We start from the raw sequence: 24642 nt of genomic DNA, 5'->3' as shown, positions 1-24642 counted from the left end.
CGTGTGTGGCATCGCAGGTACCTATCGATGGCCGGACGGGAAAGCCGTGACCGACCGGCTCACCGACACCCTCGCCCACCGCGGTCCGGACGGGGCGGGCCGGTACGGCCACCGTGCCGGCGACGGCGAAGTGCACCTCGGGCACCGCCGGTTGGCCATCATCGACCTGTCCGAGACCGGCGCCCAGCCGATGGTCTCGGACGGCCTCTCCCTCACGTACAACGGCGAGCTCTACAACGCGCCCGAACTGCGGGCCGAGTTGACGGCCGCCGGGGTGCGCTTCCGCGGCACGTCCGACACCGAGGTGCTCCTTGAGGCCTGGCGGCGCTGGGGCACGGACTGCCTGCCCCGGTTGCGGGGCATGTTCGCGTTCGGCATCTTCGACGAGCGGACCGGTGAACTGGTCCTTGCCCGCGACCAGTTGGGCATCAAGCCGCTGTTCCTGCTCCGGCGCGGCGCGGGCCTGGTGTTCGCCTCCGAGCTCAAGGCGCTCGCCGCCGTGACCGGCGGATCGTTGCAGGTGGACGAGGGGGCCCTGGTGGCCTCGCTGCTCTACTACTGGGTGCCGGACTCGCGCTGCGCGTTCCGCGAGGCCGAGAAGCTGCCGCCGGGGAGCTGGCTGCGGTGCAGGCCCGACGGCCGGGTGGAGCGCGGCCAGTACTGGAACCTGAAGGACGTCGCCGCCGAGGGCAAGGAGCGGGCCCGCAGCGGTGAGCGGCCGGACCTGGCCGCCATCGTCGAGGAGTCGACCCGGCAGCACATGCTCTCCGACGTACCCGTGGCGACCTTCCTCTCCGGCGGCCTCGACTCCAGCTACCTGACCGCCCTCGCGGCCCGCTACCAGCCCGGGATCTCCGCCTACACGATCGGGTTCCGCGCCGAGGACGCCAAGTTCGAGGCGATGCCGGACGACCTGCGTTACGCCCGGCAGGTGGCCGCGCGGTTCGGCGTCGACCTGCACGAGATCGAGATCGCCCCGGACGTGCTCGACCTGCTGCCGAAGATGACGTACCACCTGGACGAGCCGATCGGCGACCCCGCGGCGATCAACACGTTCCTGATCTGCGAGGCAGCCCGGGAGGCCGGGGTCAAGGTGATGCTCTCGGGGATGGGCGCCGACGAGCTGTTCGCCGGTTACCGCAAGCACCTGGCCAACCTGCTCGCGCTGCGTTACCAGCGCGTCCCGCGGCCCCTGCGGCGCGGCCTGTCCAGGGCCGTGGACCGGCTGCCCGTCGCCACGGCCCGCCGGGGGTACCGGTCGGTGCGCTTCGCGAAGCGGTTCCTGTCCTTCGCCGATCTGCCGGAGGAGACCGCGTTCCGGCGCAGCTACACCATGTACGACCAGGACGAGCTGCTCTCCCTGGTCAACCCGGACTTGGCAGGGACGGTCGACGACGTACTGACCGAGCACGCGGACGTCTACGAGGACAACGACCTCGACGACTTCGTCAACCGCATGTGCCTGGGCGACGCGCGGATGTTCCTGCCGGGGCTGAACCTCGCGTACACGGACCGCTCCAGCATGGCCGCGTCGACCGAGGTGCGGGTGCCGTACGTGGACGTCGAAGTGGTCAGGGCGGCGTTCGCCGTGCCCGGCGAACGCAAGATCGTCGGACGACAGGGCAAGGCAGTCCTGAAGGAGGCGGCCACCTCGGTCCTGCCCCGGGAGATCGTGTACCGGCCCAAGGGCCTGTTCAGCGCCCCGCTGCGCGCCTGGATGAGCCGGGATCTCGCGCCGCTGGTGCGCGAGGTGGTGCACGACGGAGTGCTCGTCAACTCCGGGATCCTGCGCCGCGACGCGCTGGCCCGGATGGTCGCCGAAGATGCCGCCGGGCAGCGGGACTTCTCCAAGCATCTGTGGCATGTGCTGACCCTCGAGTACTGGTATCGCGGCGCGACCTCTGGCTCCGGCCAGAGCCGGGCGGCTTGACGGAGTGGAAACAAGAGGAGCTCGGGTGAAACAGGTTGTGCAGAACTACAAGAGCGGCGAACTGGCGCTGCTCGACGTACCGGTGCCGGGGTGCAAGCCGGGCGGTGTGCTGGTCCGGAGCGCCTACTCGCTGATATCCACCGGAACCGAGCTCATGAAGGTGTCCGAAGCCGGCATGTCGATGGTGGGCAAGGCCCGCTCCCGGCCTGACCAGGTAGCCAAGGTCATGCAGAGCGTGGCCACCAACGGGGTGCCCGCCACCTACCGCAAGGTGATGGGCAAGCTGGACTCCTACACGCCGCTCGGCTACTCGCTGTGCGGGGTGGTCGAGCAGGTCGGCGCCGGTATCGACGACGTGAAGGTCGGCGACGTCGTGGCCTGCGCCGGCAACGAGCACGCGCTGCACGCCGAGCTGAACTGGGTGCCGAAGAACCTCTACGCCCCGGTGCCGGACGGCCTCGCGCCACGGCACGCGGCCTTCGGCACCGTCGGCTCGATCGCGATGCAGGGCGTCCGCCAGGGTGAGCCGCAGCTCGGCGAAGTGGCCCTCGTCATCGGCCTCGGCCTGATCGGGCAGCTGGTGGTGCAGCTCCTCACCGCCTCGGGAGTCCGCGTCGTCGGGGCCGACCCCGACGCGGGGCGCTGCGAGCTCGCCGAACGCCTGGGCGCGGCGGCCTGCGGTGATCCGGCGTCCGCTGCCGTGGAGACCGCCGTCGCCGAGCTCACGGACGGTCACGGCGTGGATCAGGTGTACCTGGCCGCCGGCGGCGGCAGCAACCAGCCCGTCGAGCTGGCCGCCCGGCTCTGCCGGGACCGCGGCCGGGTCGTCGACATCGGCAAGTGCCGCCTGGACCTGCCGTGGAACGCGTACTACGAGAAGGAGCTCGACGTCCGGTTCTCCCGCTCCTACGGCCCCGGGCGCTACGACCCGGCGTACGAACTCGAGGGGCGCGACTACCCGATCGGCTATGTGCGCTGGACGGAGCGCCGCAACCTGGCGTGCTTCCTCGATCTCCTGGCCCGCGACCGCGTCGACGTGGAGCCCTTGATCTCCCACATCGCCGACTTCGATGACGCCGTCGAGACGTACCAGCGCCTGAAGGACGGCGACTTGAAGGCCGTGGCCGTGCTGTTCCGGTACCCCGAGCACACGGGGGAAGCCGGGCAGGCGGAGGCACCGGAGGTGGCCGTGCCCGCGGTGGCTGTGTCCGCCGGAAGCGCGAAGCGGGGTCCGGCTCGGGTCGCCAAGACGCCCGTACGGCTCGCGTTCGTCGGCGCGGGAAACTACGCGACGTCGATGCTGCTGCCGCACCTGGCACAGCGCGACGGCGTCGAGTTGTCGACCGTCGTCACCACGACGGCGCTTTCCGCGGCCAACGCGCAGCGGAAGTTCGGCTTCGCCGACGCGACCACCGATCTCGACGCCGTGCTCGGCGACAAGTCCATCGACGCGGTGTTCGTGGTCACCCGGCACAGCTCGCACGCCGAACTGACCCGCAGGGCACTCCTCGCGGGCAAGGCGGTGTTCGTGGAGAAGCCCCTGGCCCTCACCGAGGACGACCTGGCCGGCGTGCTCGCGGCGGTGGAGGAGTCCGGCAACGACCGGCTGCAAGTGGGCTTCAACCGCCGGTTCGCGCCGCTGCTTCAGGAGGCCAGGAAGCGCTTCGGCACCCGGAGCGGCCCGGCGAACCTCCGCTACCTGGTCAACGCGGGCCGCCTGCAGCACGGCAGCTGGTACCTCCAGCAGGGCACCGAGGGCTCGCGGTTCGCCGGTGAGGGCGGGCACTTCATCGACACGGCGAGCTGGCTGCTCGACGCCGACCCGGAATCGGTGTACGCGGTCGCCGCGTCCGGCAACGAAGACCTCCAGGTCGTGCTGCGCTACCCGGACGGGTCCACGGCCACCATCAGCTATGTCACCACCGGCCCGGCCGGCTTCCCCAAGGAAACCCTCGACCTGGTCGCGGACGGCCGTGCGCTGCGGCTCGACGACTTCGTCCGTGCCTCTGTCTACGACGGCCGCGGAAAGCGGTGGGTCAGTTCACGGCTGCCCAAGGCCCGGGACAAGGGCCAGAACGCCGAGCTGGCCGCGTTCATCAAGGCCGTGCGGACCGGAGGGCCGATGCCGGTGCCGCTGGAGTCGCTCGTCGCCACCACGGCGGCCACCCTCGCCGTACGGACCGGCCTGGCCGGCGGCGTGCCGGTGACCCTGGCGAGGGCGCGATGACCATGAGCGCCGTCTGGTACCTGCGGCGGCTGTCCCGGATGGGACCGCGGGAGGTCGGCGGCCGGCTGGGCGACGCGCTGCGCAGGCGGCGATGGCGGTCGGCGCGGCCGGAGTGCCCGACCGTGACCGGCGCCCGGTTCACCGCGGTTCTGCCCGCGGGGACGATCGCCTCGGTGCCACCGGACGCCGCGAAACGCCTCGTCGCCGAGGCGGACCGGCTGATGGCCGGGCACGCCGAGTACTTCGGCGTCGAACGCGACGACCTGGCCGACCCGGACTGGTGGTACGACCCGAAGACCGGGCGCCGTGCTCCGTGGGGCTACGCCTTCGACATGCCGTACCGCGACGAGGACGCGGTCGGGGACATCAAGCAGATCTGGGAGCTGTCCCGGCACCAGTACCTCACCGTGCTCGCCGCCGCCTACGCGATCACCGGGAACGAGCGGTACGCCGAACGCGTGGCCGAGCACCTGCGGTTGTGGTGGGCGGCCAACCCGCCGCTGCGCGGGGTCCACTGGATCAGCGGCATCGAGCTGGGGATCCGGCTGCTTTCCTGGGTGTGGGTACGGCGGCTGCTCGACGGCTGGCCCGGCGCGGCCGGCCTCTTCGAGGACAACCCGGTGGCGCTGAACCAGATCTGGCACCACCAGCGCTGGCTCGCCGCCTTCCCCAGCCGGGGTTCCTCGGCGAACAACCACGTCATCGCCGAGGCCGCCGGGCAGTTCGCCGCGGCCTGCGCCTTCGGATGGTTCCCCTCGTCGGCGCGTTGGCGAGCCGACGCACTGCGGTCCCTCGAGCGGCAGCTGCGCGGCAACACCTTCGGCTCCGGCCTCAACCGCGAGTTGGCCACCGAGTATCACGGACTCGTCCTTGAGCTCGGCCTGGCCGCGGTGGCCGAGGCGGACGCCGCCCACGTGCCGATTCCCGCGTCGGTCCGCCTCGTGCTGCTGCGGATGACCGACGCGCTCGCGGCCGTCGTGGACAGTCACCTGCGGCCGCCGCGCCAGGGGGACGCGGACGACGGGCACGGTCTGATCGTGGACGGTGCGGGCACCGACCGCTGGGCCTCGCTCCTGTCCACGGGAGACGCCGTGTTCGGCCGGCTCGCCTGGTGGCCGGCGGTGACCGCGACCGACGTGCGCACCCCGCTCCTTGCCGCGCTCGTCCGGCCGTACGCGAAAAGTGGTTCCGCACCGGCCGTGGCCCGCCCGGCAAGCAGGCCGGGCCACTTCGCCGACGCGGGCATGACCATCCTGCGCGATCCGGCGGAGGAGGTCTGGTGCCGCTGCGACGGCGGGCCGCACGGCTTCCTGTCCATCGCCGCGCACGCCCACGCGGACGCGCTGTCCGTGGAGGTCCGGCACGACGGGGTCGACGTGCTCGCCGACCCGGGGACGTTCTGCTACCACGGGCAGCCCGAGTGGCGGCAGTACTTCCGGTCGACCCTCGGCCACAACACCCTGCAGCTGGACGGCGGTGACCAGTCGGTCTCCGGCGGCCCGTTCCTGTGGACCCGGCATGCCCGCAGCCGCGTCCTGGTCGCGGACCCGTCCGGCGCCTCCCACGGGGGCACGGCCCGCTGGAGCGCCGAGCACGACGGTTACCAGGGCTCCGTGCACCGCCGCCGGGTGGAGCTGACCGGCGCGAGCCAGGAGCTGCGGGTGGTCGACGAGGTGCGCGGCCCGCGCCGGGCCGTGCGCCTGGCGTTCCACCTCGGCCCGGCGATCGCCGCGGACCTGGTGGGGAACTGGGCGCTGCTCACCTGGACCCGGGACGGCGAGGAGCGCTCGGCGGTGCTCGACCTGCCGGGGCAGCTGTCCTGGCGGGCGCATCGCGGCGAGACCGAGCCACCGCTGGGCTGGTACTCCGCGGGCTTCGGACGCAAGGAGCCCGCCACCACGCTGGTCGGCACCGGCTTCACCGACGGCACGACTCAGTCGGGGGAGTTAACCACCGTGCTCAAGTTCCGTGGATAGGAGGGGAGGACACGTGGGGATCAAGTGGCGGCGCCTGGCGTTGCCGGCGGCACCGCTGGCGCTGGCCCTGCTCGCGGCGACCGGCTGTACGAGCACGCCGGACGCCCGGGCGAAGCCGACCGGTGCGCCGTCCGCCTCCGGTGCGCCTTCCACCTCCGTGGCCCGCGTGTGCGCCAAACCCGAACCCGGTCCCACGAAGGCGCCCAAGGGCGCGGTGACGGTCGACCCCGCGGACACGGGTGACCTGGCCGCGAAGACCAAGAGCAGCCCCCCGAACACCACGTTCTGGCTCCGCCCGGGCAAGCACAGGCTCGATCCGGACCGCTACGCCCAGGTCATCCCCAAGAAGGGGAACCGCTACCTCGGCGCGCCCGGCGCGGTGCTCGACGGCCGGAAGACCAACCAGTACGCGTTCGGCGGCGCCGCCCGCGACGTCACCATCCGCCACCTGACCGTGCAGCGTTTCGTGGCGCCGCCGGACGAGGGCGTGGTCAACCACGACTCGGCCGACGGATGGGTGATCGAGCACGCGACGATCCAGAACAACTCCGGTGCCGGGCTGATGGCCGGTGCCCGCCAGCAGGTCCGCGCCAACTGCCTGCGCGACAACGGTCAGTACGGCATGAACGCGTACAAGGCCGGGGGCCGTATCAGCGGCCTGGTGGTCGAGGGCAACGAGATCGTGGGCAACAACACCGACGACTGGGAGCGGAAGCGGGAGGGCTGCGGCTGCACCGGAGGCATCAAGTTCTGGGCGGTCAACGGCGCCGATGTGCGCGGCAATTGGGTGCACGACAACCGCGGAACCGGGCTGTGGGCGGACACCAACAACAACGACTTCCGCATCGAGAACAACGTGCTCGATGCCAACGACGGTGCCGCCCTGATCTACGAGACCAGCTACAACGCGGTCATCCGGAAGAACACGGTCAGGAAGAACAACTGGGTCGAGGGCCGCAGGTACGCCGACCGCGGCGACAACTTCCCGCTCGCGACCATCTACGTGTCCGAGTCAGGTGGCGAACCACGGATCCCGGCCCGCACCGACAAGATCGAGATCGACCGGAACCTCCTGGAGAACAACTGGTCCGGGATCACCCTGTGGGAGAACGCCGACCGGTTCTGCAACAGCCCGGCCAACACCTCGTCCGGTGACTGCACGTTGCTGGTGAAGAACACCGACCGCTGCGCGAAGCCGGCGATCACGAAGGCACCGCTCTACGCCGACTGCCGGTGGAAGACCCAGCGGGTGGACATCCACCACAACCGCTTCGTGCTCGACCCGTCCGTCGTCAAGTGCACGGCGAAGTGCGGCCGGATGGCGGTCCTCGCCAACTACGGCACCTATCCGGACTGGTCGCCGTACAAGGGCGAGCGGGTGTCCGAGGCGATCACCGGGAAGCAGAAGAACCGCTGGCACGACAACGTCTACCGCGGGCCGTGGAGCTTCATCGCCCACGACCCGAGCGGAAAGCTCGACTTCGGGCAGTGGCAGGGCACGCCGTACCGGCAGGACGCGGGCAGCACCCTCCGCGCACGGGACGGTGGTTGAGATGAGCCTTGACCACACGGAGCGCGCGGACCACACGGATCTCACGTCGAAGATCACGGACCACACGCCGAAGATCGTCGGGACGGTCTGGGGGCTGCTGATCCTCAACACGCTCGGCTCCGCCGGGGCGAAGACCATCGTCCCGCTGCCCCGCTCGCTCATCCAGATGGTCACCATGGGCGCGCTGGTCGCCGCGTTCACGCTGGCCCTCGCGGTCAATCTCCGGCTGCGCATCCGGGCCGGCGCCTTCGTGTTCCTGCTCACCCTGCTGCTCGTGCCGAGCGTGATCGCGAGCGCGGACCTGGAGTCCGGGCTCGGCGCGCTGTTCCGCTGCGCCCGGCTCGCGCTCTTCGTCGGCACGCTGTGGCTGCTCGGCCGCTGGTGGGACGGCAGCCTGACGTTCGTCAGGCACCACATCCGGATGTACTTCGCGGTGCTCGGGTCGGTGGCCGCGGGCCTGGTCGTCTCGCCGGGCGCGGCCATGCCCGAGCTCTACGGCGGGCGCCTCGTCGGCGCGTTGTGGCCGCTCACCCCGCCGCAGATCGGCCAGTACGCCGCGGTGATCATCGGGCTCACCGTGCTGCTCGTACTGGGCCGCCGGATCGACAGGGCAAGCGCGGCGCTGGTCATCGTGCCCTCGCTCGTCCTGCTCGTGCTGACCCATACCCGTACGGCCACGCTCGGCCTGTTCATCGGCCTCGCGCTGGCGATCGGCTCCCTCATACTGACCAGCGCCGCCGCCCGGCGGTTCTTCACCTGGGCGGTGCTGTGCGCCGCGGTGGCCGCGGTGGGGTTCAGCTCCGCGTTGCAGGTCTGGTTCCTGCGCGGACAGGACGAGGAGAACCTCAGCAGTCTCACCGGGCGGGCCAAGGTCTGGGACGCCCTGCTCGCCGCGCCCCGCACGACCGCGGAGAAGGTGTTCGGCACGGGCCTGGGCGACAAGTCGTTCGGCGGGCTGCCGATCGACAACAGCTGGCTCGCCGTCTACCACGAACAGGGCCTGATCGGCATCGCGTTGGTGGCGACGGCCATCATCGTGCTCGCCGGCGTCGCGTTGCTGCGGCCGCCGTCGCTGTCGAGGGCGTGCGCGATCTTCCTGATCAGCTACTGCGCGATCGCGTCGTACACCGAGGCCGGTCTTGGCGACGCCTCGCCCTATCTGCTGCATCTGGCCCTGGCCGCCTCGCTCCTCGCGGCGCCCGCGGCGGCCTCGCACCTGCCGGCGCCCGCGGTCACGCGACGACGTGCCCCGCGACGTGTTCCGCGATGGGCCCGCAATACGGAGGTGAGTTGAGCATGCACGTCCTCGTGGTGCACAACCGCTACGCCTCGGCGCAGCCGAGCGGCGAGAACAAGGTCGTCGACCAGGAGGTGGAGCTGCTGCGCGCGGCGGGCCACCGGGTCGAGGTGTTCGAGCGACGCAGCGACGACATCGCCGCCCGGTCCCTGCCCGCCAAGGCCGCGGTGCCGCTCCTCGTGCCGTGGAACCCGGCGGTCCGCAAGGAGCTCGCCGCCCGGCTCCGCGCCGAGCGGCCGGACGTGGTGCACGTCCACAACGTCTTCCCGCTCCTCTCCCCCGCGGTGCTTGCCGCCTGCGCCGACGCCGGTGTGCCCGCCGTCGCCACGCTGCACAACTACACCCAGGTCTGCCCGCCCGGCACGCTGCAGCGTGACGGCCGGCCGTGCACCGAGTGCGTCGGGGCAGCGGCGCCGCTGCCCGCCGTCCGGCACGGCTGCTACCGGAACTCCCGGCTCGCGACGGTGCCGCTCGCGGTCAGCCTGACGGTCAACCGGCGCCGGTGGTGGTCCGGGGTGGAGCGGTTCTTCTGCATCTCCGGGGCGCAGCGCGACGTCCTGGTGCGGTCCGGCATGCCGGCCGAACGCCTTGTGGTGAAGCACAACTTCGTGCCCGAACCGGACGCCCGCCGAGAGGGCGCCGGTGAGCATCTGCTCTATCTCGGCCGCCTCGCGGAGGCCAAGGGGGTGCGGCTGCTCATGGCCGCGTGGGACGCGATCGCCGCCGACGGCGGTGTGGGCGTGCCGCTCGTGGTCGCCGGCACGGGGCCGCTCGAGCGAGAGGTGACCGCCTGGGCCGCGGGCCGGGACGACGTGCGCTACGTCGGTCTGTACGACGGGGCGGAGTGCCAGAAGGCCATCGCGCGCTCGGTCGCGGTGGTGGCTCCCTCGACGTGGCTGGAGGCGTTCGGCCTGGTGGTCGTCGAGGCGATGGCGGCCGGGGTGCCGACCGTCGCCGCCGGTCACGGCGCGTTCGTCGAACTCGTCGATGACGGCGTGACCGGGCTGCTTCACCGGCCGGGCGAGGCGGCCTCGCTCGCGGACGGCATACGCCGGATCGCGGCCGAGCAGGCCCGCAACCAGGAGATGGGACAGGCGGCCCGGCGCCGTTACGAGCAGGGCTTCAGCCCGGCCGTCGGCCTCGAACGCCTGGTGGAGGGGTACCGCAACGCGATCGCGGGGCGGACGGAATCATTGGGGGGCAGTAAATGACAGGATGCCGACTCTGCGGCTCGGCGGCGCTGTCGAGCGTCGTCGATCTGGGGGCGACCCCACCGTGCGAGAGCTTTCTCGCCGCGGACCAACTGGACCAGCCGGAGCCCGCGTACCCGCTGCATCTGCGGGTCTGCACGGACTGCTGGCTGGCGCAGATACCGCCGCTGATCACGCCGGAGGAGACGTTCAAGGAGTACGCGTACTTCTCCTCCTTCTCGACCTCCTGGGTGGAGCACGCGCGTACGTTCGTCGCCGACGCCGTGGAGCGGGTGGGGCTCGGCTCCGACAGCGCCGAGGCCTTCGTGGTCGAAGTCGCGAGCAACGACGGATACCTGCTGCGGCACGTGGTGGACCGGGGGATCCGCTGCCTGGGCATCGAGCCGTCGGTGAACGTCGGTGCCGCGGCGCGGGACGCGGGTGTGCCCACGCTCACGGAGTTCCTGAGCCCGGACACCGGCTCGGCCGTCCGCGCCGAACACGGCCCGGCGGACCTGGTCGTGGCCAACAACGTGTACGCGCACATCCCCGACGTCGTCGGGTTCACCCAGGGGCTGCGCGCCCTGGTGGCCGACGACGGCTGGGTCTCCATCGAGGTGCAGCACCTGCTGACCCTCATCGAGGAGAACCAGTACGACACGATCTACCACGAGCACTTCCAGTACTACACGGTCGCGTCCGCGATCCGGGCGCTCGCCAGCGGCGGACTCGCCCTCGTGGACGTCGAGTTGCTGCCCACGCACGGCGGCTCCATCAGGCTGTGGGCCCGGCCCACCGAGGTGGCCGGTGAGCCGACACAGCGGGTGGCCGACGTGCTGGCGCGGGAGAAGGCCGCCGGGCTGCAGGAGCTGTCCGGGTACACCGAGTTCTCCGCCCGGGTGGCCAAGGTGCGCCGGGACCTCCTCAAGTTCCTCATCACGGCGGCCGAGCGCGGCGAGACGGTCGTCGGCTACGGCGCCCCGGGCAAGGGCAACACCCTGCTCAACCACTGCGGCATCCGGCCCGACCTGCTCCCGTACACGGTCGACCGGAACCCCTACAAGCACGGCAGGTTCACCCCGGGCACCCGCGTCCCGATCCTGCCGCCCGAGCAGATAGCCGCCGACAGGCCGGACTACGTTCTCGTCCTCCCGTGGAACCTGCGGGACGAGCTGGTCGAGCAGCTGTCCTTCGTGCATGACTGGGGCGGCCGCCTTGTCTTCCCCATCCCGGAACTGAGCATTGTCGAGGGCACATCATGAAGGTCGTACTGTTCTGCGGCGGTTACGGGATGCGGATGCGCAGCGGCGCCGCTGACGACGTGCCCAAGCCGATGGCGATGGTCGGACCCCGGCCGCTGATCTGGCACGTCATGCGCTATTACGCGCACTTCGGGCACACGGAGTTCATCCTGTGCCTCGGCTACGGGGCCCATCACATCAAGAACTTCTTCCTCAACTACGAGGAGACGACGTCCAACGACTTCGTGCTGCGGGGCGGGCGGACCGAGCTGCTCTCCACCGACATCTCCGACTGGACGATCACGTTCGCGCAGACCGGCATCGAGTCACCGATCGGGGAACGCCTTCGCCGGGTGCGGCACCACCTGGACGGCGACGAGATGTTCCTCGCCAACTACGCCGACGTGCTCACCGACGCCCCGCTGCCGGAGATGATCGAGAAGTTCGCCCGGCGCGACGCCGGTGCGTCGATGATGGTGGTGCCGCCGCAGTCCTCGTTCCACTGCGTGGACCTGGGCGAGGACGGCCTGGTGGGGGGCATCACCCCGGTCAGCGAACTGCCGATGTGGGAGAACGGTGGCTACTTCGTGCTCCGCCAGGAGGTCTTCGACCACATCCCGGAGAACGGGGACCTGGTCGCCGACGGATGCGCCCAACTGGCCAAGCAGGGCCGCCTCGTGGCGCACCAGCACCGCGGCTTCTGGAAGCCGACCGACACCGTCAAGGAGCGGGCCGCGCTCGACGAGGCGTACGCGCGGGGCGACCGCCCGTGGGCCGTGTGGGAGCGGGACCGCGCCGCGGTGGGGTCCGCGTGATCGAGCTCGGGGCCGGGCCCCTGAACCGGATCGTCGCGGTCGGCGCGCACTGCGACGACATCGCCATCGGCGCGGGCGGCACGCTCCTCACGCTGTGCCTCGCGCGGCCGGGCATCCGCGTCGACGCGCTGGTGCTCTCCGGCGGTGGCAGCGAGCGTGAGCAGGAGGAGCGGGCCGCGCTCGAAGCCTTCTGCCCGGGCGCCGACCTGCGCCTCACCGTGCTCAAGCTGCCGGACGGCCGGATGCCCGTGCACTGGGACGAGGCCAAGGCCGCGGTCGAGGAACTGCGCGGGCAGACCGAGCCGGAGCTGATCCTGGCCCCGCGCACGGACGACGCGCACCAGGACCACCGCGGCCTGGCCCGGCTCATACCCACCGCGTTCCGCGACCACCTCGTGCTCGGCTACGAGATCGTCAAGTGGGACGGCGATCTCGGCCGCCCCTCGGCGTACCAGCCGCTGGCGCCGGAGATCGCCGAGCGGAAGGTGCGGCTGCTTCAGGAGCACTACCCCTCGCAGCGGCACCGACCTTGGTACGACCGGGAGGCCTTCCTCGGTCTCGCGCGGATCCGCGGCATCGAATGCCACGCGCGCTACGCCGAGGCGTTCGCCGCCACGAAACTCACGCTCAATCTCGGCACTTTCGATCTGGGGGAATGAACCTTGCGCGTACTGCTCACCGGACACCAGGGGTACCTGGGCACCGTGATGGCCCCGGTCCTCGCGGCAGCCGGACACGAAGTCGTCGGTCTTGACGCAGGACTGTTCGCCGACTGCGTGCTCGGCCCGCCGCCCGCGGACCCGTCCGGACACCAGGTGGACCTGCGCGACGTCACGGCCGAACACCTGGCCGGGGTGGACGCCGTGATCCACCTGGCCGCGCTGTCCAACGACCCATTGGGATCCCTTGCCCCGGAGCTCACCTACGACATCAACCACCACGCGTCCGTACGCCTTGCCCGGCTCGCCCGCGACGCCGGAGTGCGGCGCTTCCTGTACGCGTCGACCTGCTCGGTGTACGGCGCCGCGGGCGGTGGCGACCTGGTGACCGAGGACGCCCCGCTGCGGCCTGTGACGCCGTACGCGGAGTCCAAGGTGCGGGTGGAGGACGACCTGCACGCGCTGGCCGACGGCGACTTCAGCCCGGTGTTCATGCGCAACGCCACCGCCTTCGGCTACTCACCCCGGCTGCGCGCCGACATCGTGCTGAACAACCTGGTGGGCCACGCGCTGTTGTCCGGCGAGGTGCTTGTGCTCTCCGACGGCACCCCCTGGCGCCCGCTGGTGCACGCGGCCGACATCGCACGGGCCTTCACGGCCGCGCTGACCGCGCCCCAAGAGGCGGTGCACGACCGGGCGTTCAACATCGGAAGCGAGATCAACAACGTCACGGTGGCCGAGATCGCCGAGCAGGTCGCCGCGGCGGTGTCCGGCTCGAAGGTGGTGATCACCGGCGAGACCGGGGCCGACCCGCGCTCGTACCGGGTGGACTTCTCCCGGTTCCGCGCCGCGATTCCGGGCTTCGACTGCGAGTGGACGGTCAAGCAGGGCGCGCTCGAACTCGCCGACGCCTACCGGCAGTTCGGCCTGACCCGCGAGGACTTCGAGCGACGCTTCACCCGCCTCGCCGTGCTGAGCGCGGCGTCCGAGGCCGGCACGGTCGACGACACCCTGCGGTGGCGCCGATGACCGAGCTCGGCGCTCAGATGCACGCGCTGGTGGAGCGGCTCTACCCGCTCTGCCGGAGCATCACGGGCGACGGCGTGCGCGCCACCCTGGACATCGTCGGCGAGTACGTCCCGTTGCAGGTGCACGAGGTGCCGACCGGGACGCAGGTGCTCGACTGGACGGTGCCGCAGGAGTGGAACATCCGGGACGCGTACGTCGCCGACACCGCGGGCAACCGGGTCGTCGACTTCGCCGCGTCCAGCCTGCACGTGCTCGGCTACAGCGTGCCGGTGTCGAGGACCCTGCCGCTGTCCGAGCTGCGTGCACACCTGCACACGCTGCCGGACCACCCGAGTTGGGTGCCGTACCGCACCAGCTACTACAAACCGGAATGGGGGTTCTGCCTGGCCCAGGAGACCTTGGACGCGCTGCCGGACGGCGACTACGAGGTGCACGTCGACTCCACACTCGCCGACGGCCACCTCACCTACGCCGAGCACGTGGTCCCCGGGCAGGTGCCCGACGAGGTGATCGTCTCCTGCCACGTCTGCCACCCGTCGCTCGCCAACGACAATCTGGCCGGCATCGCGGTGGCGACGTTCCTGGCCCGGGCGCTGGCGGAGACGACGCCGTACTACACCTACCGGTTCATCTTCGCGCCCGGCACCATCGGGGCGATCACGTGGCTCGCCCGCAACGCGGAGCGGATCGAGCGGATCAAGCACGGCCTTGTCCTGGCCTGCGCGGGCGACCGGGGCCAACTGACGTACAAGCAGAGCAGGCGCGGCGACGCGGAGATCGACCGCGTGATGCGGCACGTCCTTTCCGCGTCCGAACGCCCGCACCACGTAAAGGAGTTCACGCCGTACGGCTACGACGAGCGGCAGTACTGCTCCCCCGGGTTCGATCTCGGCGTGGGCTCGCTCAGCAGGACGCCGTACGCCGGCTACGCCGAGTACCACACCTCGGCGGACAACCCGGACTTCGTCTCCCCGGAGGCGATGGCGGACACCCTCGCGGTGTGCCGCGAGGCGTTCGCCGTCCTCGACCGCAACCGGCGCTACGTCAACCTCAGCCCCTACGGCGAACCACAGCTGGGCCGACGTGGGTTGTACGACTCGCTCGGCGGCCGCAGCGACGCGAAGCAGGCCGAGATGGCCATGCTCTGGGTGCTCAGTCTCTCCGAGGGTGAGCACAGCCTGCTCGACGTCGCCGAGCGGTCCGGGCTGCCGTTCGGCGCCGTCGCCGCCGCGGCCGACGCCCTGCACGGCGCCGGGCTGATCAAGGCATGACCCAGATGACCACCGAGGGGGAGAAGCGGACCGCCAGACGGGCCATGGCCGGCCGGCTGTCCTGGGGGCTCGCCGACCAGGCGGCCTCCAGCATGACCAACTTCGCGGTGGGGATCTATGTGGCCCGCTCGCTGGGGGTGACCGCGTTCGGCGTGTTCAGCCTGGCCTGGCTGACCTACGGCGTGGTGCTCAACGTCGCCCGCGGCCTGGCGACCGATCCGCTCGTGGTGCGCTTCAGCGGTGTGCCGGAGGCGTCCTGGCGCGCGGCGGCGGCCCGTTCGTCGGGCACCGCGCTCGGCGTCGGCGCCGCCATCGGCGCGGCCTGCCTGGTGGTCGGTCTCGCGGTCGGCGGCCGCGTCGGGCCCGCGTTCGCGTGCCTGGGCGTCGTGCTGCCGGGGCTGCTGCTCCAGGACGCCTGGCGGTACGCGTTCTTCGCCGCGGGCGCCGGGCGGAAGGCGTTCGTCAACGACCTCGTCTGGGGCGTCGCGCTCGTCCCGGCGATGGTCGTGGCGGCACACGTGGGCAGCGTGGCCGCCTTCGTGCTCGCCTGGGGCGCGTCCGCCGCGGTGGCCGCGGGGTACGGCTGCCTCCAGTCGGGCATCCGGCCCCGGGTGACCCGGGCGCGCGGATGGCTCCGCGAACACCGCGACCTCGGCTACCGGTACCTGGTCGAGAACGTCAGCCTCAGCGGCGCGAGCCAGCTGCGGGCCTACGGGCTCGGCGCGATCGTCGGGGTCGGCGCGGTGGGTGCGATCCGGGGCGCCGAGCTCCTCCTCGGACCGTTCCTCGCCGTGCTGATGGGCCTGTCGCTGGTCACCGTCGCGGAAGCGGCACGGGTGCTGCGCCAGGCCCCGCACCGGCTCGGCAGGTTCTGCCTCCTGCTCGGCGGCGGGCAGGCCGCCGCCGCCCTGCTCTGGGGCGTGGCGCTGCTGCTTGTGCCGGACCGGGCAGGCGAGTTCGTGCTCGGCGATGTCTGGAGCTCCGCATCGGAGCTCATCGTGCCGGCCGCGCTGGGCGTCGCGGGCGCGGGACTCGGCACGGGCGCCGCGGCCGGCCTGCGCGCGCTCGCCGCGGCCCGGCGCAGCCTGCGCAGCCAGCTGTTCGCCTCCGCCTGCTATGTCGGCGGCGGGCTCGGCGGGGCAGCTGTGGCCGGCACGGTCGGCTCGGCCTGGGGCGTCGCCGCCGCGACCGTCTGCGCCTCGGCCATGTGGTGGCTGCAGCTGCGGTCCGCCCTGCGCGAGCGCCACCGCAATCCCATCCCTGAAGTGAGGACGTCATGACCGCCCATCCCCGGCTGAGCATCGGCCTGCCCGTCTACAACGGCGAGGAGTACCTCGCCGAGGCGCTCGACGCCCTGCTCGGCCAGACCTACGAGGACTTCGAGCTGGTCATCTCGGACAACGCCTCGACCGACGGCACCCAGGACATCTGCCGCAAGTACGCGGCGCGGGACTCACGCATCCGGTACATCCGGCTGCCCCGGAACATCGGCGCGGCGCCGAACCACAACTACGTGTTCACCGAGTGCCGCGGCGAGCTGTTCAAGTGGGCTTCGCACGACGACCTGTACGCCCGGGATCTGCTGCGGCGCTGCGTGGACGCCCTCGACGAGCGGCCGGACGTGGTCCTCGCCCACTCCGGCCAGGCGGTCATCGACGGCGACGGCCAGGTGAAGGTCCCGTACGCGTACGGACTCGCCACCGATTCGCCGCGCGCGCCGGAGCGCTTCCGCAGCCTGCTGTTCGAGCCCGGTGGCGACGACTTCTACGGGGTGATGCGGGCCGACGTGCTGCGCCGGGTGAAGCCGCACGACAGCTACCACCACGCGGACCGTACGTTCGTCGCCGAGATCACCCTGCACGGGCCCTTCCACCAGGTGCCGGAGCTGCTGTACTTCCGCCGCGACCACCCCACCCGCGCCGAGCGGGCGAACCCCTCCAAGCGCTCCCGGTGCGTCAACCTGGACCCGCGCCGGGCCGGCCCGCTGCACCCGACGCCCCGGCTGCTCGCCGAGTACGTCTGGGGCTTCGTCGCGGCGGTCCGGCGGGCGCCGTTGTCGGCGGCCGACCGGCGCGCGTGCTACCGCCACCTGGCCTCGTGGATGACCAGCCGGGTCCGGCCCGGCGCGGGCGAGCGCGTCGAGGACCGCGCCCCGGTCGACCCGGCCCTGCTCACCGTCTCCGTCGACGCCCTCGTCGCTGGCCGCGAGGGGAGGCAGGGGTGAGCGCGGCCCGCGTCGGGGTGTTCGGCCTGCTCGGCTCCGGCAACCTCGGCAACGACGGGTCCCTGGAGGCCGTGCTCGGCTACCTCCGCGCCGAGCACCCGGAGGCGGTCGTGGACGCGCTGTGCGGGGGTCCCGAGGCCGTCGAGGCCCGGTACGGGATCCCCGCGACGCGGCTGCACTGGTACCGCGGGGAGTACCGGACCGCGTCACGTGCGGGCGCGGTCGCGGGGAAGGGCCTGGGCAAACTCGTCGACGCCGTCCGTACCGCGGCCTGGGTGCGCCGGCACGACGTGGTGATCGTGCCGGGCATGGGCGTCCTGGAGGCCACGCTGCCGCTGCGGCCGTGGGGCTTCCCGTACTCGCTGTTCCTGCTCTGCGCGAGCGGCAAGCTGCTGCGTACCCCCGTCGCCCTGGTCGGCGTCGGAGCCGCCGAGATCGGCAACCGGCCGACCCGGGCCCTGGTGCGCTGGTCGGCACGCCTCGCCGCGTACCGCTCGTACCGGGACGCCCAGTCCCGCGACGCGATGCGGGCGATGGGCGTGGACACCGCGCGCGACGAGGTCTACCCGGACCTCGCCTTCGCCCTGCCGACGCCGCCGCCACCAGGACCGAACGGCCAGGTCTGCGTAGGCGTCATGGACTTCCACGGAGGCGACGACGACCGCGCGATGGCCGACGAGATCCACCGCCGCTACCTCGAAGGAACCACCCGATTCGTGCGCGCACTGGTCGAGGAGGGCAGACAGGTCCGCCTGCTCACCGGCGACGACTGCGATACGACGGTGGTCGACGCGATCCTCGAAGCGGTGGACTCGCCCCTGGTCACGGCCGCCGAAGTGGCCTCCCTCGCCGACCTGATGAAGGAGACGGCGGCCGCCGACGCCGTGGTGGCCACCCGCTACCACAACCTGATCTGCGCGCTGAAGGCCGGCACACCCACCCTCGCACTCAGCTATGCCGCCAAGAGTGACGCGCTCATGGCGATGATGGGCCTCGGCGCGTACTGCCATCCGGCCCGCGAGGTCGACGCCGGCAAACTCCTCGAACAGTTCCGGGAGTTGGAGAAGCGGTCGGCGGAGTTGCGCCGGACCCTCACCGAGCGGAACCAGGAAGCCGCGCGGCAACTCACCCACCAGTTCACCGCCTTGACCACGGCCCTGTTCAAGGCGGCCGCCCGGCAGGAGACTCCATGAAAGCGACCGAAGTCCCGGCGATCGCAGGCGCGTTCCTGTTCGAGCCGACCCCGTACGCCGACGAGCGCGGCTTCTTCTGCCGCACCTTCGACGCCGATGTGGTCCGCTCGGTGGGCCTCGACCCGTACGCCTTCATCCAGGACAGCGTGTCCCGCTCGGTGCGGGGCGTGCTGCGCGGCCTGCACCTGCGCTCCGGTGCGGGCGAGGCCAAGCTGGTGCGGTGCTCGTACGGGAAGATCTTCGATGTCGTCGTGGACTTGAGGCCGGACTCGCCGACGTACCGCAACGTGGCCACCTTCGAGCTGTCCGGCGAGACGCAGACGACCCTGTACATCCCGGCGGGATGCGCGCACGGCTTCCAGGCGCTGACCGACACCGCCGACACCTCGTACCGGATCGACCGGCCGCACGATCCGGCCGAGGACGTGACGATCGCCTTCGACGACCCGGAGCTCGCCGTTCCCTGGCCGCTGCCGCCCACATCGATGTCCCAGCGGGACCGGGAGGCGCCGAGCCTCGCGCAAGCCCTGAAGCAGAAGGAGAGCTGAACTCACCGTGGACACCGAAGAGTTCGACCTGCCCAGGTCGCGGTCGGCGAACGAGCGGCTGCACGCCATGGTCCCCGGGGGCGCGCACACCTACGCCAAGGGCGACGACCAGTACCCCGAGAACCTGGCCCCGGTCATCAGCCACGGACGCGGGGCCCACGTCTGGGACGTCGACGGCAACCGCTACATCGAGTACGGGTCAGGCCTGCGGTCGGTCAGCCTGGGCCACGCCCACCCCCGCGTGATCGAGGCGGTGCGGCGGGAGCTCGACCGCGGCAGCAACTTCGTCCGTCCTTCCATCGTGGAGGTCGAGGCCGCGGAACGCTTCCTGGCCACGGTGCCGACCGCCGACATGGTGAAGTTCGCGAAGAACGGCTCCGACGCCACCACCGCCGCGGTACGCCTCGCCCGCGCCGCCACCGGGCGCGAGCGGGTGGCTATCTGCGCCGACCATCCGTTCTTCTCCGTCGACGACTGGTTCATCGGTACGACGCCGATGTCCGCCGGCATTCCGGCGGCGACCACCGATCTCACGGTGTCCTTCCCCTACGGGGACCTGGCCGCCACGGAGGAGTTGCTCACCCGGTACCAGGACGAGGTCGCCTGCCTGATCCTCGAACCCGCCGGGCACACCGAGCCGCCGCCGGGCTACCTCCAAGGACTCCGCGAACTGGCCGACCGGCACGGCTGCGTACTGGTCTTCGACGAGATGATCACCGGCTTCCGGTGGTCCGAGGCGGGAGCCCAGGGCCTGTACGGCGTCACTCCCGACCTCTCCACGTTCGGCAAGGCGCTGGGCAACGGATGCGCCGTCTCCGCGCTCGCCGGGCGCCGCGAGTTGATGGAGCGGGGCGGGCTTCGTCACTCCGGTGACCGGGTGTTCCTGCTGTCCACCACGCACGGCGCCGAGACGCACTCCCTTGCCGCCGCGATGGCCGTGCAGACCACCTACGCCGAGGAGGGCATCACCGCGCAACTGCACGCCCTCGGCGAGCGGTTGGCGGCCGGTGTCCGCGAGGCCGCGGCCGGTATGGGCGTCGGCGAGCACGTCGTGGTCCGGGGCCGGGCCAGCAATCTGGTCTTCGCCACCCTCGACGAGAACCGGCAGCCGTCGCAGGAGTACCGCACCCTGTTCCTGCGCAAGCTCCTCGCGGGCGGGGTGCTCGCCCCGTCGTTCGTGGTGAGCAGCGCGCTCGACGCCGCCGACATCGACCGCACCGTCGATGTGGTGGCCGAGGCATGTGCGGTGTACCGGAAGGCACTTGACGCCGCGGATCCCACGCCGTGGCTGGCGGGGCGTCCGGTGAAGCCTGTGTTCCGCCGCTTGGCGTGACGTTAGGTGGCGTGGCGCCGCGTGATGTGACGTGACGTCAATGTGGCTCCCGCCGCCTGGCGTCAGCCGCCTTGTCGACCAGCCACGCGGTCGCCGGTGTCACCGCAAGCGCGGTGCACCAGCCGCCCAGGACATCGGTCGGGTAGTGCGCGCCCAGGGCGACCTGCGCCCAGCCCATTCCGGCTCCGGCCACCAGCGCCGCGGCGAGCACGAGTAGTGTGCCCGCCGTCCTGCCGAGGCCGAGCCTGCCAGTCGCGAGCAGCGCCACCACGAGGGCGAGCGCGGTGAGGAAGGCGGTGTGGCCGCTCGGATAGGACAGGTTGCCGTCGCCGTGGATGGTGCGTCCCACGAGGTGCTTGAGCAGCGTCGTCGTCGCCACGGTGAGTCCTGCGCCGGCAACGACGAGCACGGCCGCGCGGCGATGACGCAGCAGCAGACAGCCCGCCACGGCGGCGACGACCAGCAGCGCCGCTCCCACGGGTTCCGCCAAGAAGTCCGTGGCCAGGGCGACTTGCCGCCACGGCGGCCGCACACTGTCCGCCGTCGGATCGATGACCCACCTGTCCACCCTGCCGGGCTCGCCGTGGCCTGCGTACAGGACCCCGAGCACGACCACCACCAGCGTGGCGAGGGCAGCGATAAGACCGAGCCACACGCGCAGGGTCGGGGGCAGCACCGCGGGCGCCGACTGAGAGGCGGTCATGACGCAGCGGCTCCCCGTTTCCCCCTGGCCGAAGGCCCCGGATCAGTCTCTGTCCGCCACCCTAACCAATGAGACCCGCTTCTTTGCCATAACCGCAACAACGTTTGCGGCAGGCGGAGTTGGGGTCGCAGCCTGGTCCACGTAAAGGAGATCGAAACCGAGAGGCCGCACGATGACTGACAACGCACCGCTGAACAACCGCGTCCACCACGTCGGATCCGGCGAGTTGGACGGCTTCGCCGCCATCAGTGGCGGCACGGTCGGTTCGAAGAAGCTCTGGATGGGGATGGTGGAGAACCCGCCGTTGAGCGCGACCGACAATCACCATCACGGAGACTCGGAGGCGGGCATCTACGTGGTCAGCGGTCACCCCGTGTTCGTCTACCACGACGGCGCCGAGGAAGTGCGGCTCGCCGCCGAACCGGGTGACTTCTTCCTCGTGCCGCCGTTCGTCCCACACCGGGAGGAGAACCCGGATCCGAACGAGCCCGCGGTCGTCGTGATCGCCCGGACCACGCAGGAACCGATCAAGGTCTCCGTGCCCGAGCTGTATCAACTCAACGGGAGAGAGACGCTGAAGCAGCAGAAGCAAGAGCAGAAGTAGAAGCGGACCCCGATCCCCTGGAGCTCACTCCATCCGGCACAATCCCGCACATGGAGATCTCCGAGCACCTTGAAGTTCTGGACGCGGAAGGCAAGTTGCTGGCCCGCGCCGCCGATGCGGCCGGGACGGGTGCCAAGGTGGCCACCTGCCCCGGCTGGGTGGTGCGCGATCTGCTGCGGCACACGGGAGCGGTGCACCGCTGGGCCGGGGCGTTCGTGGCCGAGGAGCACGCCTCGCCGCGACCTCTGGGCGACCCGCCGGAGCTCGACGGTGCCGCGCTGGTCGACTGGTACCGGCAGGCGCACGCCGACCTGGTCGCCACGCTTCGGGTCGCCGCGCCCGACGTGCGGTGCTGGGCGTTCCTGCCCGCGCCGTCCCCGCTCGCGTTCTGGGCGCGGCGGCAGGCGAACGAGACGACGATCCACCGCGTGGACGCCGAGTCCGCGCGCGGGGGCGCGCCGTCGCCGATCGGCACGGAGTTCGCCGCGGACGGGATCGACGAGCTGCTCCGCGGGTTTCACGCGCGCTCGCGCAGCAGGGTGCGTACGCCGGAGCCGCGCGTCCTGCGCGTGCGGGCGACGGACGCCGACGCGGACGCCGTGTGGACCGTCCGCCTGTCCCAGGAGCCGCCCGCCACGGAGCGGGGCGACGACGGCCCGGCCGACTGCGAGGTGTCGGGACCCGCGGAGCGCCTCTATCTCGCGCTATGGAATCGCGCGCCGTTCCCCCACGTCAGCGGGGACACCGCGCTCAGCGCGCTGTGGAGCGAGACGTCGGGCGTGTGAGCCCCAAGGAGGGCTACTTGGAGCTGGGTTCCGCCAGCATCCGCTCAAGGACCGCGCGCTGCAACGGCCGCACCTCCGCGTGCAGCCGGCGCCCCTTGTCGGTGAGCACGACGCGCACCCCGCGCCGGTCCTCGCTGCACATGGCGCGCTCCACGAGGCCGTCCTTCTCCAGGCGGCCGATGAGGCGCGAGAGCGCGCTCTGGCTCAGATGCACCCGGCCCGCGATGTCCTGCACGCGGTAGGCGCAGTCGCCGTCCGCGGCGGCGCCCTCGGACAGGACGTCGAGGACCTCGAAGTCGCTCGCCCCGAGGCCGTGCTCACGCAGGGCGTTGTCGAGTTCGCACAGAGTGCGTGCGTGCACCGCGAGGATGTCGCGCCATTGGTCCACGAGCCCCTGCTCGGCCTTCTTCGCCGCCATGACATCGCACGGTAGCAGAAAACACCCCCTTTGTTGCATCGGAATTAAATGCACTTGCAGTCAATGCACATGCATGTACTGTGCTCCGCATGACTTCTCCGCTCACAGCTGCCTCCGCGTCCCCGGAGCGCTGGTCCCCGCGTCTGTGGGGCACCCTCCTCGTGCTCTGCGCCGCGATGTTCCTCGACGCACTCGACGTATCGATGGTCGGCGTCGCGCTGCCCTCCATCGGCTCAGAACTGAACCTCTCCACCTCGACCCTCCAGTGGGTCGTCAGCGGCTACATCCTCGGCTACGGCGGCCTCCTGCTCCTGGGCGGCCGGGCCGCCGACCTGCTCGGCCGGCGCCGCGTCTTCCTCATCGCGCTCGCCGTCTTCGCCCTCGCCTCGCTGCTCGGCGGGTTCGTCGACTCGGGTCCGCTGCTCATCGCGAGCCGCTTCATCAAGGGCCTGAGCGCCGCGTTCACCGCGCCCGCCGGCCTGTCCATCATCACGACGACGTTCGCCGAGGGCCCGGTCCGCAACCGCGCGCTCACCATCTACACCACCTGCGCCGCCACCGGCTTCTCCATGGGACTCGTCCTCTCCGGACTGCTCACCGAAGCCAGCTGGCGCCTGACGATGCTGCTGCCCGCACCCATCGCCGTCATCGCGCTGATCGCCGGGCTCAAGCTGATCCCGCGCAGCCCCCGCGAGAAGAACGTCGGCGGTTACGACGTGCCGGGCGCCGTCACCGGCACTGCGGCGATGCTGCTGCTCGTCTTCACCGTCGTCGAGGCACCGGAGGCCGGCTGGGCTTCGGCCCGCACCCTCCTGTCGTTCCTCGCCGCGGCCGTGCTGCTCGCCGTCTTCGTACGCATCGAACTGCGCACCGCGAGCCCGCTGATCCGCCTCGGCGTGCTGCGTTCGGGCCCCCAACTCCGGGCGCAGATCGGAGCGATGACGTTCTTCGGCGGCTATGTCTCCTTCCAGTTCCTGGCCACGCAGTACTTCCAGACACTGCTCGGCTGGTCCGCCCTGGAGACCGCACTCGCCTTCCTGCCCGCGGGCGCTCTGGTCGCCCTGTCGTCCACGAAGGTCGGCTCGGTGATCGACCGGTTCGGCACTCCGCGGGTCATCGTGGCGGGCTTCGTCCTGCTCGTCGCCTCGTACACGCTGTTCCTGCGCGTCAGCCTCACCCCGTCGTACGCGTCCATGGTGCTGCCCTCCATGATCCTGCTCGGCTTCGCGTGCGCCCTGGTCTTCCCCTCGCTCAACATCCAGGCCACCAACGGCGTGGACGACGACGAGCAGGGCATGGTCTCGGGCCTCCTGAACACCTCGATCCAGGTGGGCGGCGCGATCTTCCTCGCCGTCGTCACGGCCGTGATCACCGCGTCGTCCCACGGCGCCGACGCCTCGCCTCAGGCCGTGCTCGACAGTTACCGGCCCGGCCTGATCGTGGTGACGGCCATCGCGGTCGCGGGGCTGCTCATCACCCTCACCGGAGTATGGACGCGGCGTACGCGGGAGACGGTCGTCGTCGCGAAGTCGCAGCCCCAGGAGGCGGTGGAGAGGGAGCCGGTGGCCGCCCGCGACTGACCGCCTCACAGATCAACAGGCCGTTCCCGGCGTGTAGTTGCTTGCCCGCCGGGAGCGCGCACCGCAC

The 24642-nt window shown here is 71.4% G+C and carries 21 protein-coding genes; 19 read left to right on the top strand and 2 right to left on the bottom strand.

Annotated features, from left to right (window positions below; translation table 11 throughout):
- Position 1: 1 nt before the first annotated feature.
- The 16 genes from asnB to ACWGI2_RS22290 are packed head-to-tail and all read left to right on the top strand — an operon-like array spanning position 2 to position 20485.
- Positions 2 to 1930, top strand: a complete 1929-nt coding sequence (asnB, locus tag ACWGI2_RS22365; protein ID WP_453697149.1) for an asparagine synthase (glutamine-hydrolyzing) — start codon at positions 2 to 4, stop codon at positions 1928 to 1930.
- 25 nt (positions 1931 to 1955) lie between these two features.
- Entirely contained in the window at positions 1956 to 4157 is a 2202-nt protein-coding gene (locus tag ACWGI2_RS22360) for a bi-domain-containing oxidoreductase (RefSeq protein WP_453697147.1), read from the top strand.
- Positions 4154 to 6133 carry an alginate lyase family protein gene (locus tag ACWGI2_RS22355; protein WP_453697146.1) on the top strand — a complete coding sequence of 660 codons (1980 nt, stop codon included), beginning with the start codon at positions 4154 to 4156 and terminating at the stop codon, positions 6131 to 6133. Before ACWGI2_RS22360 ends, ACWGI2_RS22355 begins: the two co-directional genes overlap by 4 nt.
- Positions 6134 to 6146: 13 nt before the next feature.
- The gene (locus ACWGI2_RS22350) at positions 6147 to 7685 is read left to right on the top strand and encodes a right-handed parallel beta-helix repeat-containing protein (protein ID WP_453697145.1); all 1539 of its coding nucleotides are present in this window, start codon (positions 6147 to 6149) and stop codon (positions 7683 to 7685) included.
- A 1-nt stretch (position 7686) separates the two neighbouring features.
- The gene (locus ACWGI2_RS22345) at positions 7687 to 8979 is read left to right on the top strand and encodes an O-antigen ligase domain-containing protein (protein ID WP_453697144.1); all 1293 of its coding nucleotides are present in this window, start codon (positions 7687 to 7689) and stop codon (positions 8977 to 8979) included.
- Positions 8980 to 8981: 2 nt separating this feature from the next.
- Complete coding sequence (locus ACWGI2_RS22340; protein ID WP_453697143.1) at positions 8982 to 10193, top strand: glycosyltransferase family 4 protein; 1212 nt, start codon at positions 8982 to 8984, stop codon at positions 10191 to 10193.
- Positions 10190 to 11434 (top strand): class I SAM-dependent methyltransferase, encoded by a 1245-nt coding sequence (locus tag ACWGI2_RS22335; protein WP_453697141.1) that lies wholly within the window; start codon positions 10190 to 10192, stop codon positions 11432 to 11434. Before ACWGI2_RS22340 ends, ACWGI2_RS22335 begins: the two co-directional genes overlap by 4 nt.
- Positions 11431 to 12228, top strand: coding sequence for a glucose-1-phosphate cytidylyltransferase (locus ACWGI2_RS22330; RefSeq protein ID WP_453697139.1), 798 nt, complete (start codon positions 11431 to 11433; stop codon positions 12226 to 12228). Before ACWGI2_RS22335 ends, ACWGI2_RS22330 begins: the two co-directional genes overlap by 4 nt.
- On the top strand, positions 12225 to 12887 hold the full coding sequence (locus ACWGI2_RS22325) for a PIG-L deacetylase family protein (protein ID WP_453697138.1): 663 nt from the start codon (positions 12225 to 12227) through the stop codon (positions 12885 to 12887). Before ACWGI2_RS22330 ends, ACWGI2_RS22325 begins: the two co-directional genes overlap by 4 nt.
- A 3-nt stretch (positions 12888 to 12890) precedes the next feature.
- Complete coding sequence (locus ACWGI2_RS22320) at positions 12891 to 13916, top strand: NAD-dependent epimerase/dehydratase family protein (protein WP_453697136.1); 1026 nt, start codon at positions 12891 to 12893, stop codon at positions 13914 to 13916.
- A complete protein-coding gene (locus tag ACWGI2_RS22315; RefSeq protein ID WP_453697134.1) occupies positions 13904 to 15187 on the top strand; it encodes a DUF4910 domain-containing protein in 1284 nt (427 codons plus the stop codon). The genes ACWGI2_RS22320 and ACWGI2_RS22315 overlap by 13 nt, the downstream gene beginning before the upstream one ends.
- 5 nt (positions 15188 to 15192) lie before the next feature.
- The gene (locus ACWGI2_RS22310; protein WP_453697700.1) at positions 15193 to 16467 is read left to right on the top strand and encodes a hypothetical protein; all 1275 of its coding nucleotides are present in this window, start codon (positions 15193 to 15195) and stop codon (positions 16465 to 16467) included.
- Entirely contained in the window at positions 16464 to 17411 is a 948-nt protein-coding gene (locus ACWGI2_RS22305; protein WP_453697133.1) for a glycosyltransferase family 2 protein, read from the top strand. Before ACWGI2_RS22310 ends, ACWGI2_RS22305 begins: the two co-directional genes overlap by 4 nt.
- Positions 17408 to 18604 carry a polysaccharide pyruvyl transferase family protein gene (locus ACWGI2_RS22300; RefSeq protein WP_453697131.1) on the top strand — a complete coding sequence of 399 codons (1197 nt, stop codon included), beginning with the start codon at positions 17408 to 17410 and terminating at the stop codon, positions 18602 to 18604. The genes ACWGI2_RS22305 and ACWGI2_RS22300 overlap by 4 nt, the downstream gene beginning before the upstream one ends.
- A complete protein-coding gene (gene rfbC, locus ACWGI2_RS22295) occupies positions 18601 to 19152 on the top strand; it encodes a dTDP-4-dehydrorhamnose 3,5-epimerase (protein ID WP_453697129.1) in 552 nt (183 codons plus the stop codon). The genes ACWGI2_RS22300 and rfbC overlap by 4 nt, the downstream gene beginning before the upstream one ends.
- Positions 19153 to 19159: 7 nt before the next feature.
- Entirely contained in the window at positions 19160 to 20485 is a 1326-nt protein-coding gene (locus ACWGI2_RS22290) for a glutamate-1-semialdehyde 2,1-aminomutase (RefSeq protein WP_453697128.1), read from the top strand.
- Between the two features lie 37 nt (positions 20486 to 20522).
- Here ACWGI2_RS22290 and ACWGI2_RS22285 read toward each other — a convergent pair whose 3' ends face one another.
- Entirely contained in the window at positions 20523 to 21188 is a 666-nt protein-coding gene (locus ACWGI2_RS22285; RefSeq protein ID WP_453697127.1) for a phosphatase PAP2 family protein, read from the bottom strand.
- Positions 21189 to 21360: 172 nt separating this feature from the next.
- On the opposite strand from ACWGI2_RS22285, the gene ACWGI2_RS22280 reads away from it, so the two are divergent.
- Positions 21361 to 21792 carry a cupin domain-containing protein gene (locus ACWGI2_RS22280; protein WP_453399749.1) on the top strand — a complete coding sequence of 144 codons (432 nt, stop codon included), beginning with the start codon at positions 21361 to 21363 and terminating at the stop codon, positions 21790 to 21792.
- Between the two features lie 50 nt (positions 21793 to 21842).
- A complete protein-coding gene (locus ACWGI2_RS22275) occupies positions 21843 to 22577 on the top strand; it encodes a maleylpyruvate isomerase family mycothiol-dependent enzyme (protein WP_453697125.1) in 735 nt (244 codons plus the stop codon).
- 13 nt (positions 22578 to 22590) lie between these two features.
- Here the strand turns inward: ACWGI2_RS22275 and ACWGI2_RS22270 are convergent, their stop codons facing one another.
- Positions 22591 to 22995 (bottom strand): MarR family winged helix-turn-helix transcriptional regulator, encoded by a 405-nt coding sequence (locus ACWGI2_RS22270; protein ID WP_453697124.1) that lies wholly within the window; start codon positions 22993 to 22995, stop codon positions 22591 to 22593.
- A gap of 89 nt (positions 22996 to 23084) precedes the next feature.
- On the opposite strand from ACWGI2_RS22270, the gene ACWGI2_RS22265 reads away from it, so the two are divergent.
- A complete protein-coding gene (locus tag ACWGI2_RS22265) occupies positions 23085 to 24575 on the top strand; it encodes an MFS transporter (protein WP_453697123.1) in 1491 nt (496 codons plus the stop codon).
- The last annotated feature ends 67 nt before the right edge of the window (positions 24576 to 24642 follow it).

The organism is Streptomyces sp. NPDC054866 (assembly GCF_053610745.1).
The sequence above is the reverse complement of the archived record's forward strand: the minus strand, read 5'-3'. Positions and strand labels throughout refer to the sequence as shown.

Excerpts from the sequence above, each read along its gene's own strand:
- ACWGI2_RS22355 (WP_453697146.1), top strand. The coding sequence starts at position 4,154 with ATGACCATGAGCGCCGTCTGGTACCTGCGGCGGCTGTCCCGGATGGGA.
- ACWGI2_RS22345 (WP_453697144.1), top strand. The coding sequence starts at position 7,687 with ATGAGCCTTGACCACACGGAGCGCGCGGACCACACGGATCTCACGTCG.
- ACWGI2_RS22340 (WP_453697143.1), top strand. The coding sequence starts at position 8,982 with ATGCACGTCCTCGTGGTGCACAACCGCTACGCCTCGGCGCAGCCGAGC.
- ACWGI2_RS22335 (WP_453697141.1), top strand. The coding sequence starts at position 10,190 with ATGACAGGATGCCGACTCTGCGGCTCGGCGGCGCTGTCGAGCGTCGTC.
- ACWGI2_RS22330 (WP_453697139.1), top strand. The coding sequence starts at position 11,431 with ATGAAGGTCGTACTGTTCTGCGGCGGTTACGGGATGCGGATGCGCAGC.
- ACWGI2_RS22310 (WP_453697700.1), top strand. The coding sequence starts at position 15,193 with ATGACCACCGAGGGGGAGAAGCGGACCGCCAGACGGGCCATGGCCGGC.
- ACWGI2_RS22305 (WP_453697133.1), top strand. The coding sequence starts at position 16,464 with ATGACCGCCCATCCCCGGCTGAGCATCGGCCTGCCCGTCTACAACGGC.
- rfbC (WP_453697129.1), top strand. The coding sequence starts at position 18,601 with ATGAAAGCGACCGAAGTCCCGGCGATCGCAGGCGCGTTCCTGTTCGAG.
- ACWGI2_RS22285 (WP_453697127.1), bottom strand. The coding sequence starts at position 21,188 with ATGACCGCCTCTCAGTCGGCGCCCGCGGTGCTGCCCCCGACCCTGCGC.
- ACWGI2_RS22280 (WP_453399749.1), top strand. The coding sequence starts at position 21,361 with ATGACTGACAACGCACCGCTGAACAACCGCGTCCACCACGTCGGATCC.
- ACWGI2_RS22275 (WP_453697125.1), top strand. The coding sequence starts at position 21,843 with ATGGAGATCTCCGAGCACCTTGAAGTTCTGGACGCGGAAGGCAAGTTG.
- ACWGI2_RS22270 (WP_453697124.1), bottom strand. The coding sequence starts at position 22,995 with ATGGCGGCGAAGAAGGCCGAGCAGGGGCTCGTGGACCAATGGCGCGAC.
- ACWGI2_RS22265 (WP_453697123.1), top strand. The coding sequence starts at position 23,085 with ATGACTTCTCCGCTCACAGCTGCCTCCGCGTCCCCGGAGCGCTGGTCC.